We start from the raw sequence: 15,893 nt of genomic DNA, 5'->3' as shown, positions 1-15,893 counted from the left end.
TGTATCAAATGCGCGATACAGCAATCTTGCATTTAAATACACACTATTTTATGTATACCAAATTACAATATTTTTGTATACATTTAAAATAAATTTTAAAATAATTCAGATGAATATACTTATTGACGGTCTACACTTTCCGGAAGGCCCCGCCTTTGATCAGCAAGGCACGATATGGCTGGTAGAAAAAGAAGCCGGCAACCTAATCCGCTACAGGGACAACAAGTACGATCGCATACAGGTTGACGGGCATCCCAACGGAATTGCCGTTGCGCCAGACGGAACAATCTGGTTCTGCGATGCATTACAACACAGCATCCGCAGGTATAATCCCACCAACAACAGCTGCGATACACTCCTGAATGAACTCGACAACAAAGCATTAAAAATGCCCAATGACTTATGTTTTGACAGCAACGGAAATCTGTTATTTACCTGTCCGGGGAGCGAATTGACAGATGGAACAGGCTATATCTGCTGCCTAAGGACCAATGGCATGGCGCATGTCGTCCATCAGAACATGTACTATCCGAACGGACTAGCCTTTGCCCCCAACAGCAGCCAATTATATATTGCCGAAACAGGCAGTAAATGGATCTGGAAAATGAACTGGAATGCCTTATCATGTCAAATGGATTCCATTGAAAAATTTGCACTTGCAGGTGGACAGATCGGACCCGATGGGCTCGCATTTGATGAGGAAGGCAATTTATTTGTTGCCATATATGGCTCAGGGCACATCCTCGCACTGGATCAAAGCGGCATAGCCACTGAAAAAATTCAAACAGCAGGACAAAACCCTACCAACTGCGCTTTAGACCCATGCGGAACGATGGGACTGATTATTACAGAAGCAGAAAAGGGTCAATTACTCCAACTGAATCACACAAAAAAGGGGATATTATAATATATATCCCCTTGTCTTTTGTATATTCCAGCGAGACTTTACACAAGCTCCAAAGCTTCCTGCTCACCTCGATCGAGGTGATGCACCAACGTCTCATAAGCCTTGTTCCAATCATTCGCTTTTAATGCATCCACAATTGCACGATGCTCTTGTTCGGTATCCAGATAATCCTCCATCTGCCCCAGAATGGCACCTAATTTCATGTGAAATAAAGGAATATTGCTATTTTTATAAATAGCAATTAATCTGGAATTGCAAGTACCTTCGATAATACGTTCATGAAAGCGCACATCAGCCTCACAGGCTCCACCATAGTACCCTTTGCTCACCATATCCGAAAAGTCATTGCAGATCAATTCCAAATCATCAATCAGTTCCTTATTCTTTTTTGAAAACAAAATCTTTAAAGCACCGACTTCAAGCAATTCACGCAGCTCACGGATATCCCGCACATCCTCGACGGTCATCTTTTTCACAAAACAACCTCCTTTTTCACCAAACTCCACCAGACTCTCTCCCGCCAAACGCATAAAGGCTTCGCGAACAGCTACCCTGCTTACAGCCAACTTATCAGCCCAGGCACTTTCAACCAACCGCGCCCCACCGGCGAGCTGACTTGATAAAATCTTCTTGCGGACTTCTAAATAAACTCTATTGGCAAGTGAATCCTCTTTCATATTGTATACAATTTTATACAAAAATAAGAATACAAAATCATTTAAAAAATTTAAACAATATATTCCTTTACTAAAACGCCCCTTCACGGGCACCATACTGTCTCCCCGGTGACAAATAGAATAGTTCTGCCTTAGATTTCCAACTGGTCGTATGATTCCCTTTGAGGATATTTATATTAAAGCTACTATTTTTCGATGGATTTTTCACATTCCAGAAACCATCTTTCAAGCCCACAACAATCACTTCGTATTCCTGGCCAGCAGGAACAGCGATTTCAACCGCTTTATCGAGATACCGATCGGGTTTCGCAATAACGAGCACGCGATCTGCAATCCGGATCAGGTAATAATCTTCCTTTTCTTCATAACTCACCGGTAATTTTGCTTCGGCACTTTCCGCCATCTGAAAAACCGTCGCATAGCTCACCTGCGTACTTTTGGCTTTTGGGCTAACCAAAACCCGCGCACCCCGCGCCTCAGGCCAAGGCGATTTCACCTGATACAGGTCCCCAAATACAAAAGCCGTGGAATCACCAGCATAAACGTTCACCTCCCTATCGAATACCGCAGGCTTAAACATATCGACATAGGTCGTCCCGCCCACAGCTTTAAACTGATTATTCAAAACAAACCCTGCTCCATTAATGACCGGTTTATTCAGCGTATTAATCTGCCAGTAGGGCTGAAATTCGCTATTATTGGTTTTCAATTCATCCAATAACACAATAGCAGCAGGCACATCTTTTCGTTTCAGATTCAAAAACAGAAAACTCTTTGCATACGATTTCACTTTGGACGAATAGGCCGCAGTCAGGTCCGCATTAAAGTAACTGTAAGCCGGCTGGATAGGATCCGGACCAAATGCCGAAGCCCTAATTTCTCCGGTGTGGTACCAGGAGTCACCGAGCACCTCCGCTACGGTACGCGGAAAGCGCTGACTAAAGCGCGTCCCACCATCATTAGTTTTGGTCCGGAACAAGAGCGGCTCGGCAGGATCGCGAACCAATAGCATACTGTGCGCCGCGGAGCGCTTATTAAAATTAAAGTCATAAGGTGATCCATAAGAAAGATATAAACCCAGATCACCCACCTGAATACCATGATGATAAATCTGTAAGGCACCGGCATCCGCATGTTGATGATTTCCAAAATGATAACCACCACCTTTTATCTCCGCAACGACATCCTTACTTGTCTTCTCCTCACTCCATCCTGTCCGGGCAACCATAGCCCCCAAAACAGGCCCAAAATCTTTGGTCAGCGGCAGCTTTGAGCGATCGAAATCCGCTTTGAGCTTCGGATCATTTAACAACAGAAATAGCACGGGATTATCAGGCAAACCACCCTGTTTCAAAAATTCGGCCTTGATCATTGCATTTCCCGAATAAGCGTAACAAAGAAGCATTGTCTGAGGGTTCTTCCAATAAAAATCATCACTGGAATTATATTTCACATTAAACATATCGCCATCACGCAGCATTTTCCCGTCGGGTGTACGCATGTACAACCAATAATAGGGCATATTCTTGATGTTATCATCAAATACGGGATAACCCAGCATACGATAATACAACCAGGCAGCATGCATCTCCCAGCCAAAACGATAACCACCATAGTCAACCCCCTGGTTGTGCCGTGGAGACTGATATTCAAACTTACGCATCGGCACAAGCTGCTCCAGCACGCTATAAGCAACATATTTATAGGGCTCAGGATCTTCATCATATACAGCCAAACTCCAGGACAGCATATCCCGGCAGATCTGCGCTTCATTACCATGGCCGTTTATAATACTTTCCAGTCCGTAAAATGGCGGCCACCCCACCTCCATATCCATGACCAACCGCTTAAAGTCTTTCCGCATCTGACTTTTAACAACGGCATCCATCAGTGGATAACACCAATCATAGACCAGCGCCCCTGTATAGATCGCCCGTCCCAATTCACGGGTAATATCACCATGTGTTACATTCCCAAATTCCAGAACCGACAAATAACGCGAAGCAAGATCCACAGCTTCCCGGCCAATCCGCTCATCCTGCGTCATGAGGTAGTAAAAAGCTTTCTGCTCAATAACATGCTCCAGCCCTTCATTGTAAAACATTTCCTGATGTTCATTGGTCGGAAAGGTATAGGGCATTAAAGCCGAGGCTTTCACTTTAGCCCATGCCGAACCATTCTCTTCAGACAAAAGCCGTTCCCTGACAACAGGCAAACTTTCTTTATTCACCCACAACCTTGGCCTTTCTTGCGCTGGCGTAATTTTAGGCTGATAATGTACAGCCGCTAAAGGTGCCACAGGTGGAACATAAGGCCTGAGGCGCAAACTCTGCAACATTAAATTTGCAGGTAGCCAGATTTTCAATTTTTCCGCTGCATTCAGCAACTCAAATTTCCCAAGCTCCTGATGCCCACCTTTCAGATTATCATACACTATACGTTTTGTCACCCGCTGTCTACCCAGTTGAAAATAGGCGACTTTTGTCATTAGACCTGTTTCATCTTCCTGTTTTAACCGCTCCAGATCCTGAGGCCGGGCATCTGACTCCAGCACATACCACCCAGCCTGTGGCACCTTAACCGTAACTTCAATATCTGCCAAACGATCAGGGTAACCGGCAAGGGGAACGTTTTTCAACACCAGCCCCTGCCCACTTCCTCCCTTTGGTTTTTCATAAACGACGGTCTTTTTATTTAAGTCACCCCGACTCAAGTCAACCAGAATCTCTTTTTGCTGCGCGTAGGAAACTGGCGTTAATACCAACACCAAAAACAACGAAAAATATGTTTTCATCAAACTCATTACCAATGATACAATACAACTATTTAGCCAACCGGTGGAAGTATTTCTACTCCCAGCCCGGATTTTGTGTCAACTTTGGATTCACATCCCTTTCCGCCTGCGGAATAGGCCACAGATAATAATGGTCCGGAAAACCCCGCTGTCTGATCTGAGTCCCGTTAAAATCTGTCATCCAAACTTTATCCACGACATCTTTAGCGATCTTCCATCGTCGGATATCCGAATACCGCTGCCCCTCACCAGCCAGCTCCACCATACGTTCATGGCGTATTTTTTCACGCATGAGCTCTTTGTTCATTCCAGAAGGCAGATCAGGCATTTTAACTCTTTTACGAACCGCATTCACTGCATCATAAACCGTTTGGTCAGGCGCACCCAAGGTCTCATTCTTTGCTTCAGCATACATCAGCAGTACATCCGCCAGGCGAATCAATGGAAAGTTTTGCGGCATATTATCCTGAAGCGTATAAACAGAGCCCGTCTCCACAAATTTGCGCCATGCATAACTGCCATTTGTCCACACAGGTACATAAGCATTCGGATCGGTGCTCGCCACCGGAAACTTATACAGATAAGTCACACCTCCGCGCCCCACAAAAGTCGACCATGGCACAACAATAGACTGCTGCAGACGCGGATCCCGTTTTTCAAAAAGCTTACGCACCGAAGCCTCATCTTTCCAATCCTCCGCACTATTAGGGTTAAAAGGCAGCCCTTTTGCATTGGTATAATTTGCAAAATTAAAAGCTGTTCCATCCTCCATATCAAAAGCATTGACAAGCTGAGGTGTTGGCCTTGTCCTTTGGGATCCTGTCGTCGCACCCCGTGCATTTCCGTAATTACGATCGGTCGCTATACCGTGCCCCTGCTCAGCAATATATTGCACATCAAAGATCACTTCGCTATTGTTATTGCCAGCAACCCGAAACAAAGTATGAAAATCAGCAAGCAATTTGCGGTCACTTTTATCCATCAGCTCCTTAAAATCAGCAGCGGCTTTTGCATATTCCTTCGCCCAAAGATGCGCTTTGCCCCGCATGGCAAGAGCCGCCCATTTGGTTACACGCCCCCTATTTGAAGCATCATAAGTATCTGGCAATGTCTCATAAGCTTCGGTCATATCTTTGACAATAAACTCATACACCTCTTTCTCCGTATTCCGGGGCTCATAAGATTCATCCACATTGATGGGACTGTCATATAAAGGAACTCCACCGAAATAATCCCATAATTTAAAATAAAAATACCCCCGGAAAAACTTGGCTTCACCAATACTCCGTTTTTTTATCGCTTCACTCATTGCGATAGCAGGAATATTCTTTAAGGCCGTATTTGCACGATACACTCCTTTAAAAAAGATCCCCCAGGAGGTTAGGTAAAAACCTGCATTGGCAGGAAAAACACCCGTTGTCAATCCTGTTGCAAAAGACTGATAGGATATATCAGTAAAATCATCCATCATCCCATAAATCACGATACTATTGGTAAATTCCCGATTGGCATGGTAAAGGGTGTTCACCCCCATGACAGCATCTTGCTCAGACTTCCAAAAACTCTCCTCCGATAGACCGACCAATGAGTTTCGATCCAAAAAATCACTACAAGAGCTTAGTAGCGCCAATGCAAGTGATGCAATTATTATTTTGTTAAATTTCTTAATCATGGCTTTTCGTCTTAAAATGTTACATTTAAACCAACTACCCATTGTTTCATTAAGGGATAAGAGACACTGGCATTCTCCGGATTATAACCTTTGAACTTTGTGAATGTGAAGTAATTTTCCAGATTAGCGAATACACGTAACCTATCCACTTTAAATTTTGCCGAAGCATCTTTTGGTAAAGCATAACCCAGCTGTAGCGATTTTATTCTTAAAAACGACGTATTCTGCAACCAATAATCACTATACACAGTATTTAAAGCACTTCCAGAAGTACGCAATCGTGGATATTCAGTAGAATGGTTTTCAGGCGTCCAGCGATTTAAAATCTCCGCATTCTGCAGGAAGCCTTCATTGATATTAAATGTATTAAAACCGTCGTTTCCCCAATATTGCTTCACACCACTAACACCCTGTGCCACAACATTCAGATCAAAACCTTTATAACCTGCACTCAGACTCAGTCCATAAGTAACTTTTGGCAATGCCGAATAATTCTTGACAACCCGATCCTCCTCATTAAACACCTTATCACCGTTCACATCTTTGTACAATAGATCCCCGGGCTTAGGCTCTCCGCCCACATACGTCCCAAAAGTATAACCATCTGCCTTCAATTGATCAATTTCACTTTGATCCTGTATAATCCGATCAAACTCGAGCATAAAGAAACTATTGAAAGGCTTTCCTTCCATAGTAATATAACTTTCATTGATTGATCTGTTGCCATTAAACTTAATCACTTTATTATTCAGGAAGGATAAGTTCCCATTCAGACTATAGGACCAATCTGCACCCACTTTCCCAAAATATCCAAGCTGAAGATCAACCCCTCTGTTACGCATCTCGGCAACATTTTGCCAAGGCGGTGAAAAGTTACCCATCACCATCGGAATAGGGATCCTCGTCAGGATATCAGATGTATTGCGATCAAAATATTCGGCACTAAAAGTCAACCTATTCTTCAATAGAGCAAGATCTAAACCGATATTAGCAATCGTTGTCGTTTCCCACTTTATTTTACTGTTCGCGATTTCCTTTGGCGCCACCCCCTGCTTCAACTGACCACCGAATGGGTACAAATAAGAACCGTATACCACCTGATAGGTGTAATCCCCGATTCTATTATTCCCCAACCGACCCCATGAACCACGAATTTTAATTTCATCAAATACTGTTTTCAAAGGCTGAGCAAACTCCTCCTCTGTTACACGCCAGCCAGCTGAAAAGGATGGAAAGAAACCCCATCTATTCTGCTTTGCAAATCGGGAAGAACCGTCATAGCGCGCATTTGCTTCAAATAGATACTTTCCTTTGAAATCATAATTCAGACGACCAAAATAAGACTGGAGGGCATCATCTGTCCCGGAACCATTGATCGCTTCGAGGTTTGCCCCCGCATCCAGAATATAGATCGCATCATCCCCCAATATATCATTCTTTTTTGCATCAAATTTGTCCATACGGTTATACTGCTGATCAAAACCCAGCAAGACTGCCAAATGATGATTTTCTGCAATTGTTTCGCGGTACCGCAACAAGGTATTCAGCACCGTTGTATAATTGCGGATACTGCCATTGAACAAACTACTTACACTTGGCTTTTTTTGATATTCCAATCCAGTCTGTAAGTTCCACAATGAATAAGGACGCACATATTCCCAATTCCTGTTATTATTGTAATTAAAACCAAAACTGCTCTCCCACTCCAGATTCTCCATGAAATTCACTATACTAAAAAACTTAAATCCAAGCTTTTGCCTTTCGTAATCTCCCCGGATATTATCAACATAAGCTCTTGGATTAGCCCCCTGAGGGAGCCCCGGGAACATCTCCCCGCCATAACGCCCGTCCTCATACTGCGGCACAACTCCCGGCGTCGTATTACGGATCGCTCCAAAAAAGCTATTTACATCCAAGGGTTGCCGGTTTGACCAGGTACCAAAAACATTTCCGCCCAATGTCAATATATTCTTGATCTTCGTATCGGCATTGATCCGAAAATCATATTTTTTATAACCAGAATTATCCACGACCCCTTTATTATCCAGAAAACCCAAGGACATGGCAAAGTTTCCTTTTTTACCACCGCCACGAACAGAGAGCATATGTTCGGTTAACGGTGAAGTATTCAGCATTTCCTTGTACCAATCTGTATTTGGATACAGCGGATTACCGACCGCCGACTCCTTTCTCCAGGTATCAATTAATTCAGCACTATATTTTTCTCGCCCCTCCGACTCATTAACAAGCTCCATATGGGTTGCCATATCGGTTATAAAACCGATATTTTTAGCCGCCTGCTGACGCCCGAAGTACCCATTATAGGTTACTGTAAAATCTTCTCCCTTCCCGCGCTTGGTGGTTACCAATATAACGCCATTCGCAGCCCGGGAACCATATATTGCAGCCGATGACGCATCCTTCAACACGGATATGCTTTCCACATCATTGGGATTGACATCATTCAGCGCACCGGGTACCCCATCAATGACAACCAGAGGAGAAGCATCATTCATTGTCCCCTTGCCACGAATCAACAGATCAAACCCTTCCGCACCCGGACTACCGGAGGTCTGCGCGATATTAAGTCCTGAAGCTTTACCGACCAAAGCGGAAGCCAAATTCATATTTGGCCGGCTCACCGTTGACTCATCAAACCTGACACTGGAAACAGACCCCGTTAGATTCTCTTTCTTCTGCTTCCCATAACCAACCACAACAACTTCATCCAGGGCACTTTCATTCGTTTCAAGCACCAAAGCCTGCACATCCCTAGCCGGGGCTACCTTTGTACTAAAACCGATCAGGCGAAACTGAATCTGATCCGAAGAAGACCCATTCACTTTAAACCGTCCCTCCTGATCTGTCACCGTAACAGATGAGTTTTTAAGATTGCGCACCTCTACCCCAGCCAAAGGCTGACCTTTCGCATCGAGCACCTGCCCAACAATCTGCTGTTGAAAATTTACTGCGCCCCCGGCCGAAGTAAGAACGCGTTGAATGGGAATCTTTTCCAAACGAGGAAAAGACGGAACAGTGGCAAATGCACCCATTGAAATAAAAGGTAGTCCGACCAAAAGGCAGTTCCTGTTTATCACATCCCGGATTTTAATCTGTTTTAGTATCATGAATACTCAGGTTAAAGTGGTTAAATAAATGATTTATAAGCTCTTCAGTTTATTGGTATTTTAAAGAAGCGGCGTTTTGTCTTTATAATTTATAATAACTCCGCTCCCATACTTCATCATAGTGAATACAATAATATATAATTTTTGTATACAATTAAGTATTTTTTTTACTTTTTTACAAAACAGTATTCACAACAAATACAGATTAACCTAATAAAATCATCTATAGAATTAATTAACGAGAACACTAAATCGAATTTAGCAATGTATTTTCTGTTATTTTGTATACAAATTACATTATTTTTTGTATATTTATTTTTAATAAACTAATTTTGACATAACCAGATAAATCAAAAGAATAACCATTGACCGACAATGAAACAACAAATAAACTGTATTTGGCTATTGCTATTGACGTCCTTTCTATCTTCCTGTTCTCTCGGGGACGAAAAGGAGACAGTGATAATCAATAGCATCCAATTGGAGAACAGCATACTTTCTTTATCCAAAGAGGCCACTGGCCTACAGGTTCCATGGGACTTACAATACGATCATGTAAATCAGGCTATCTTATTTTCGGAAATTGGTGGAAGTATCCGTAGACTGGATATACGGACAAAAAGGGTCAGTTTAGTCGATAGCTTAAAAGATGTCTACCATCAGCGTACGCTCGGACTGTTAGGCATGTCTTTGTATCAGCCCGAACACGAGCAGGCCTATCTCTATCTTTCGTATACCAGTAAAAGAGACAGTCTTATTTTTTCAAATTTATATCGCTACGATTACAGTGCCGATGGCAGACTGTCCAACCCAAAGCGCCTATTACAGATACCGGGCAATACGGGACACAACGGTTCACGTGTCATTGTATCTTCTGACAAAAAAGTCTATTGGGCGACAGGCGACGCTGCAAGCGATACCTTTGCACAGGATAGCAGTTCGTTAAATGGAAAGATCTTGCGGTTAAACCTGGATGGTACAATTCCTTCGGATAATCCGATAGCAAACAGTTATGTTTATGCCTGGGGTTTCCGTAATATGCAGGGACTTACCCATGACGACAAAGGAACGATCTACACCTCCGAACACGGGGATGCCATTGAGGATGAGATTAATCTTATCCAGCCCCTTAAAAATTATGGCTGGCCGCAAATTGAAGGTATGATTGATACCGAAAAGGAGAAAGCCATAGCCAAGCTAAGCCCTCGAACTGAACCCATTAAATCGTGGACACCAGTTGTTGCCCCCTCCGGAATGGCTTATTATGGTATCGCTACTATTCCGGAATGGCAGAACAGTTTGATTTTAGCAACGCTAAAAAATCAGTCCTTACGGATTTTGAAATTATCAGCCGATGGCAAAAAGATAACCGATGAAAAAGTTCTATTTAAAGATCAACTTGGCCGCCTGCGTTCGGTGCTGGTTTTACCCAATGGTGATATTTACTTCTGTTCCAGCAACAGGGACTGGAATCCACAAAAAGGATTTCCGAAACCAGATGATGATGTAATTTACCGGCTACGGCTTTCAGATAAAGCCGTGTCCCCTATCCTCAAGCCACAAACGGCCAACAGTATCGTGCCCGGTGTAAAAAACGGACAAACATTATACGATTCTTACTGCACTTCCTGCCACAAATCTGATGGCAAGGGACTCACAAATACGTTTCCGCCATTAGCACAGTCAACGATGGTCAATGGTGAACCAAAAGCACTTCTAAAACTGCTCTTGCATGGGCTGAACGGTCAATCGATCAATGGAGTCAAATATGAGGGCGCAATGCCGGCATTTTCGTTTCTCAAAGACGAGGAAGTCATCGCGGTTGCAAATTATATTCGAACTCATTTTGGGAATAATGCGACTAAAATCAACCAACAAAACTTAACCTCATTACGCTAAATTTATGGAACAACAAGCTCCTAAACGCTCCTTATTCAAAAACTGGCTATCCATCCTAGGGCCAGGAATCATTACCGCGGCTTTGGTTTTTGGCCCAAGCAAAATGACTATTACGTCAAAAATGGGTGCTGATTACGGCTTTTCACTCCTTTGGGTTGTGGTTGTTGCCATCTGTTTTATGACAGTCTTCACCAATATGGCGGCACGTATCGGTATTGCCCGTGACGAATCCCTGCTCGCTTTGATTCGTAATAAGTTTGGAAAAACAACAGCCATCATTATTGGTATCGGTATTTTTCTTGTCGCTACCTGTTTCCAATCGGGCAATGCGACGGGGGTATCAATCTCCATCTCAGAAGCAACAGGGACAAATCCCCAAATATGGATTATTGTGTTTAACGTGATCGGTATCCTGCTGCTTTTCTTTAAATCATTTTATGCGTTGCTGGAAAAATTAATGCTGGCACTGATTATTCTTATGCTCTTTGCCTTTCTTTCAACAGCGATTATGATTGAGACTCCTATAGCTGACTTTTTCAAAGGATTTGTACCCAGTATTCCACCAAGCTCGGTAGGTCTGATCATCGCTTTTACAGCTTCTTGTTTTTCGATCGTGGGCGCCTTCTATCAGAGTTATCTGGTGCAATCCAGACGCAAATTATCCAACGATCAGCAGACGACTCAAAGGCAGCTTATGGGAAGCCGGATTGGCATTATTATTCTTGGTATCATGAGTGCGGCGGTGATGGTTTGTGCAGCGAACACACTGCATCCACAAGGCATTAAACTGAGTTCGGCAGCCGAAATGGGCCGTGCGCTGGAGCCACTTTTGGGAACCTACGCTTCGCACCTCTTTTTCATTGGTCTCTTTGGTGCTTCTTTTTCTTCCTTAATTGGAAATGCCGTCCTTGGGGGTTCGTTACTCGGTGATACTTTTGGATATGGCAATAACCTAAACCACCCAAAAGTCAAACTGTTCATATCCCTAGTGATGATTTTTGGTTCTGTCATTGCACTTATCTTCGGGAATCTACCCCTAGAACTTATTGTTTTCGCGCAAAGCATCACCATTTTCCTTGTCCCATTTATTGGTATTGTCTTATTTCTTGTCGCTAATGATAAGGAGATCATGGGTGATCTCCAAAACAAACCATTGACGAAATTGTGGGCGATTTTAGGACTCGTATTGCTCGTCGCCCTCGCTATCAGTAATTTTTACAATTTAATCACATAAACCAGCTATGGATAACAACACTTTAGCAGCTTTAGAGCGGCAGATACTCGCACCATCGGCGGAGCTCATTGAAGACATAAAAAAAATCCAGGGAGATATCCTGTTCTTAGGAATCGGCGGAAAAATGGGGCCAAGTATGGCTAAATTGGCTATTCGGGCGATTAAGGCCGCTGGCATTGAAAAAAAGGTTATTGGCGTATCGCGCTTTTCAACAAAAGAGCTCCAGCAAGAATTAGAAGAAACCGGCATCTCGACTATTGCCTGTGATCTATTGGATCCCAAACAGCTCAAACAGCTTCCACAGGTTCCCAATGTCATCTATCTGGCTGGTCATAAATTTGGCACAACGGGAAATGAAGACTTCACCTGGGCGATGAATACCTACCTCCCCGGAATGGTTGCCTCACATTTTGAAAAATCCAATATTGTGGCCTTTTCGTCAGGAAATGTACTTCCTTTTGTCTCCATCAATCGAGCGGGTGTATCCGAAGAAACCACACCAGAACCTGTGGGTGAATACGCACAGTCTTGTTTGGGACGAGAACGTATTTTCGAATATTTCGCCAAGAAAAATCATACGCCAACGCTCATCTATCGTCTAAACTATGCTGTTGATTTTCGCTATGGTGTATTGGTTGAAATAGCAAAAGCGGTCAAAGAGCAATTACCCATAGACCTAACAACCGAAAATGTCAATGTAATCTGGCAAGGAGACGCCAATGAAATTGCATTAAGATCTCTACTGCATTGCCAGACACCAGCCAAAATATTGAATGTAACTGGTCCTGAGATCCTATCTATCCGTTGGATCGCCGAGCGCTTTGCGGAACATTTTAATACCACACCGGTATTTGTAAACCAAGCTGCAGGAACCGCTTTACTCAATAATGCCTCTGAATGTCACCGTCTATTTGGCTATCCAAAAACGACCATCCGGGAAGCCATTGATATTACCGCACACTGGTTAATGAATGGCGGTGAGCTTTGGAACAAAGACACCCATTTTCAAGAAAGAAAGGGAAAATTTTAAGGAAAAACAATTATTCTAATGAAAAAATTAGACGCTAATTTACAACAACATCTCTGGGCTGGAACCGTCATCCCCGCTCATCCCCTGGCTCTTCACGAGGACCGTAGTATAGATGAGGAGTCTCAACGTCTTCTGACAAAATATTATATCGCAAGTGGTGCCGGAGGAATTGCCGTCGCTGTACATTCTACCCAGTTCGAAATTCGTGATCCGAAAATCAACTTGTTCGAAACTGTTTTAAAATGGGCCAGCGAAGAGGTGGACAATGCAGAGCTTCAACGCCCCTTCCTTAAAATTGCAGGTATCTGTGGGCCTACCGAACAAGCTGTACAGGAAGCAAGGACGGCACTAAAATATGGTTATGATATCGGTTTATTGAGCATGGGAGGACTCAACGACTGGACAGAAAAGGCTATACTTGATCGGGTTCGTGCAGTCGCTGCCATCATTCCAGTATTTGGGTTTTATCTTCAACCTTCGGTAGGCGGTCGTATTTTTTCCTATTCCTTCTGGCAGGAGTTTGTTGAGATAGAGAATGTTGTTGCCATCAAATGTGCTTCTTTCAATCGTTACCAAACCCTGGATGTCATGCGTGCGCTCGCAAATTCAAATCGTAGCGATCAAATCGCCATGTATACAGGCAATGATGACAATATCGTCAATGATCTAATGACTACCTATCAATTTCCAGTGAACGGGAAGACGGTTGCTATAGATTTTAAAGGGGGCTTACTAGGGCATTGGGCTGTTTGGACGAAAAAAGCGGTTACACTTCTAGATGAAATTAAGCATTACAAGCGCCATCCTGATAATCAGACAGCAAGCCACCTTTTAAGCAAAGCCATTGAAATAACAGACAGTAATGCTGCTTTTTTTGATCCGGCAAACGCTTTTCATGGCTGTATCCCCGGGCTCCATGAAGTCCTCACACGCCAGGGCTTGATGAAGGGTACTTGGTGTATCAATCCAAAAGAACAACTATCCTCTGGTCAAAAAGAAGAAATTGACCGTGTGTACAGCGATTATCCTGAACTAAACGATGATGCTTTTGTACAGTGCTTCCTAAATTCCAGATAATACCGACAACTGCAGTCCAAAAATATTTTCAGAATCTTGGTCCAGCAGTATTTCTACAACAATGTTGAGTCATTTTAGGGTCAACATTGTTGTTATTGACGTCCTGAGCACAGGCTGTTTGATTTTCACAATAATTTGTTTGAATTCTATATATTTTGTATCCATCAATGGAATTATTTTTGTCGACAAATTATCACGATGGAAAAAAACACTAAACCCAGACAATCTTTTGTTCCAACGATACTGGCTTTTGCACTTGTTCCAATTACAGGTCTTGCTACTGATATCTATCTTCCTTCGATGCCTCAAATGGCCTTGGACTTTGGTCTCAGTGAAAGCCATATCCAGTTAACACTATCATTGTTTCTAATCAGCTACGGTGTAGCTCAATTCTTTACTGGTGCGCTCGTTGACGCATGGGGTAGATACCGGATCAATCTAATTTCGTTGTTCCTTTTTATCCTTAGTTTTTGGATCACCGCCACCACAAATGATATCTGGACAATTTACTGCATGCGTATTTTGCAGGGTATTCTTTCAGCATTCGTCGTCATTTCCAAACGGGCTTACTTTGTCGATGTGTACGAGGGCGAGCAACGCAAGCACTATCTCAGTATCATGACCATCGTCTGGTCTATTGGACCTATTGTCGCCCCCTTTATTGGTGGATACTTACAAACGCAGTTTGGATGGCGTTCAAATTTTATGGTCCTCGCAGTTTATAGTGCGGTACTTTTTGTCCTGGAATTTATCTTCTCTGGCGAGACAATTAAACAAAGAAAACCGTTACACGTCAACTATCTTATCGGCGAATTTAAAATGATGTTAAAGACAAACGATTTTACTTTTGGCGTGTTGATGTGCGGAATATCTTACGGATTAGTCATGTTTTATAACCTTAGTGGCCCATTTTTTATCGAGCATCAATTGGGTTACGGAGCAATCACGACAGGCTACACCTCACTTATCATGGGATTAGCTTGGATGTGCGGTGGTTTTATTGGAAAAGCGCTGATCAAAAGAGCCTTAATACCGAAGCTGCGAATTGCTAATTTTATCCAGATTATCCTGGTATTATTGATGATTGTGGTATCCCCTTATCAGACAAATTTATATACATTGACATTCTTCGCATTTGCGGTACATTGCTCAGCCGGATTTATATTCAATAATTATTTCAGTTATTGTTTGGGTCGATTCCCATTGTCAGCAGGAATAGCCGGCGGATTGGTCGGTGGAATTACTTACCTGTTAACGTCCTCTCTGAGCTACGGCACAGTCAGTTTAATCAATCCCTCTTCTCAACTTGAAATCGGATTGGGTTACGCCGTATTTGCAGTTTTAGGTTTGCTCACACTTTTTTTCATCAGTAAGCTAGCTAAAACGAATAGGCTATAGCTAAAACACATAAAAGACTTTGTCGATTTTAAGCTACACAATCCAATAAGATTGCTAATTTATTTTCAGGTGAAGTT

General features: G+C 43.0%; 10 protein-coding genes. 6 read left to right on the top strand and 4 right to left on the bottom strand.

Annotated features, from left to right (window positions below; genetic code table 11):
• Positions 1–109 precede the first annotated feature (109 nt).
• Positions 110–907: an SMP-30/gluconolactonase/LRE family protein gene (locus LC454_RS11705; protein ID WP_223582531.1), complete on the top strand. Its 798-nt coding sequence runs from the start codon at positions 110–112 to the stop codon at positions 905–907.
• Positions 908–945: 38 nt separating this feature from the next.
• Here LC454_RS11705 and LC454_RS11700 read toward each other — a convergent pair whose 3' ends face one another.
• From LC454_RS11700 to LC454_RS11685, 4 genes are all read right to left on the bottom strand, one after another.
• Positions 946–1,584: a GntR family transcriptional regulator gene (locus LC454_RS11700; RefSeq protein WP_223582530.1), complete on the bottom strand. Its 639-nt coding sequence runs from the start codon at positions 1,582–1,584 to the stop codon at positions 946–948.
• A gap of 70 nt (positions 1,585–1,654) precedes the next feature.
• Positions 1,655–4,378, bottom strand: coding sequence for a hypothetical protein (locus LC454_RS11695; RefSeq protein WP_223582529.1), 2,724 nt, complete (start codon positions 4,376–4,378; stop codon positions 1,655–1,657).
• A gap of 55 nt (positions 4,379–4,433) precedes the next feature.
• On the bottom strand, positions 4,434–6,050 hold the full coding sequence (locus LC454_RS11690) for a RagB/SusD family nutrient uptake outer membrane protein (protein WP_223582528.1): 1,617 nt from the start codon (positions 6,048–6,050) through the stop codon (positions 4,434–4,436).
• Positions 6,051–6,061: 11 nt separating this feature from the next.
• Positions 6,062–9,178, bottom strand: coding sequence for a SusC/RagA family TonB-linked outer membrane protein (locus tag LC454_RS11685; protein WP_223582527.1), 3,117 nt, complete (start codon positions 9,176–9,178; stop codon positions 6,062–6,064).
• 375 nt (positions 9,179–9,553) lie between these two features.
• Between LC454_RS11685 and LC454_RS11680 the strand changes: the two genes are divergently transcribed.
• The 5 genes from LC454_RS11680 to LC454_RS11660 all read left to right on the top strand — a co-directional run bounded on the left by LC454_RS11680 (position 9,554) and on the right by LC454_RS11660 (position 15,816).
• Positions 9,554–11,077: a PQQ-dependent sugar dehydrogenase gene (locus tag LC454_RS11680; RefSeq protein ID WP_223582526.1), complete on the top strand. Its 1,524-nt coding sequence runs from the start codon at positions 9,554–9,556 to the stop codon at positions 11,075–11,077.
• A 4-nt stretch (positions 11,078–11,081) separates the two neighbouring features.
• Positions 11,082–12,311 (top strand): Nramp family divalent metal transporter, encoded by a 1,230-nt coding sequence (locus tag LC454_RS11675; RefSeq protein WP_223582525.1) that lies wholly within the window; start codon positions 11,082–11,084, stop codon positions 12,309–12,311.
• A 7-nt stretch (positions 12,312–12,318) separates the two neighbouring features.
• On the top strand, positions 12,319–13,341 hold the full coding sequence (locus tag LC454_RS11670) for an NAD-dependent epimerase/dehydratase family protein (protein ID WP_223582524.1): 1,023 nt from the start codon (positions 12,319–12,321) through the stop codon (positions 13,339–13,341).
• A gap of 18 nt (positions 13,342–13,359) precedes the next feature.
• Entirely contained in the window at positions 13,360–14,418 is a 1,059-nt protein-coding gene (locus tag LC454_RS11665) for a dihydrodipicolinate synthase family protein (RefSeq protein WP_223582523.1), read from the top strand.
• Between the two features lie 198 nt (positions 14,419–14,616).
• Entirely contained in the window at positions 14,617–15,816 is a 1,200-nt protein-coding gene (locus LC454_RS11660; protein WP_223582522.1) for an MFS transporter, read from the top strand.
• Positions 15,817–15,893 lie beyond the last annotated feature (77 nt).

The organism is Sphingobacterium sp. GVS05A (assembly GCF_019969845.1).
GTDB lineage: Bacteria > Bacteroidota > Bacteroidia > Sphingobacteriales > Sphingobacteriaceae > Sphingobacterium.
The sequence above is the reverse complement of the archived record's forward strand: the minus strand, read 5'-3'. Positions and strand labels throughout refer to the sequence as shown.

What these genes read in the sequence shown, in the direction of transcription:
- LC454_RS11705 (WP_223582531.1), top strand. Translation starts at nt 110, where the DNA reads ATGAATATACTTATTGACGGTCTACACTTTCCGGAAGGCCCCGCCTTT.
- LC454_RS11700 (WP_223582530.1), bottom strand. Translation starts at nt 1,584, where the DNA reads ATGAAAGAGGATTCACTTGCCAATAGAGTTTATTTAGAAGTCCGCAAG.
- LC454_RS11695 (WP_223582529.1), bottom strand. Translation starts at nt 4,378, where the DNA reads ATGAAAACATATTTTTCGTTGTTTTTGGTGTTGGTATTAACGCCAGTT.
- LC454_RS11690 (WP_223582528.1), bottom strand. Translation starts at nt 6,050, where the DNA reads ATGATTAAGAAATTTAACAAAATAATAATTGCATCACTTGCATTGGCG.
- LC454_RS11685 (WP_223582527.1), bottom strand. Translation starts at nt 9,178, where the DNA reads ATGATACTAAAACAGATTAAAATCCGGGATGTGATAAACAGGAACTGC.
- LC454_RS11680 (WP_223582526.1), top strand. Translation starts at nt 9,554, where the DNA reads ATGAAACAACAAATAAACTGTATTTGGCTATTGCTATTGACGTCCTTT.
- LC454_RS11675 (WP_223582525.1), top strand. Translation starts at nt 11,082, where the DNA reads ATGGAACAACAAGCTCCTAAACGCTCCTTATTCAAAAACTGGCTATCC.
- LC454_RS11670 (WP_223582524.1), top strand. Translation starts at nt 12,319, where the DNA reads ATGGATAACAACACTTTAGCAGCTTTAGAGCGGCAGATACTCGCACCA.
- LC454_RS11665 (WP_223582523.1), top strand. Translation starts at nt 13,360, where the DNA reads ATGAAAAAATTAGACGCTAATTTACAACAACATCTCTGGGCTGGAACC.
- LC454_RS11660 (WP_223582522.1), top strand. Translation starts at nt 14,617, where the DNA reads ATGGAAAAAAACACTAAACCCAGACAATCTTTTGTTCCAACGATACTG.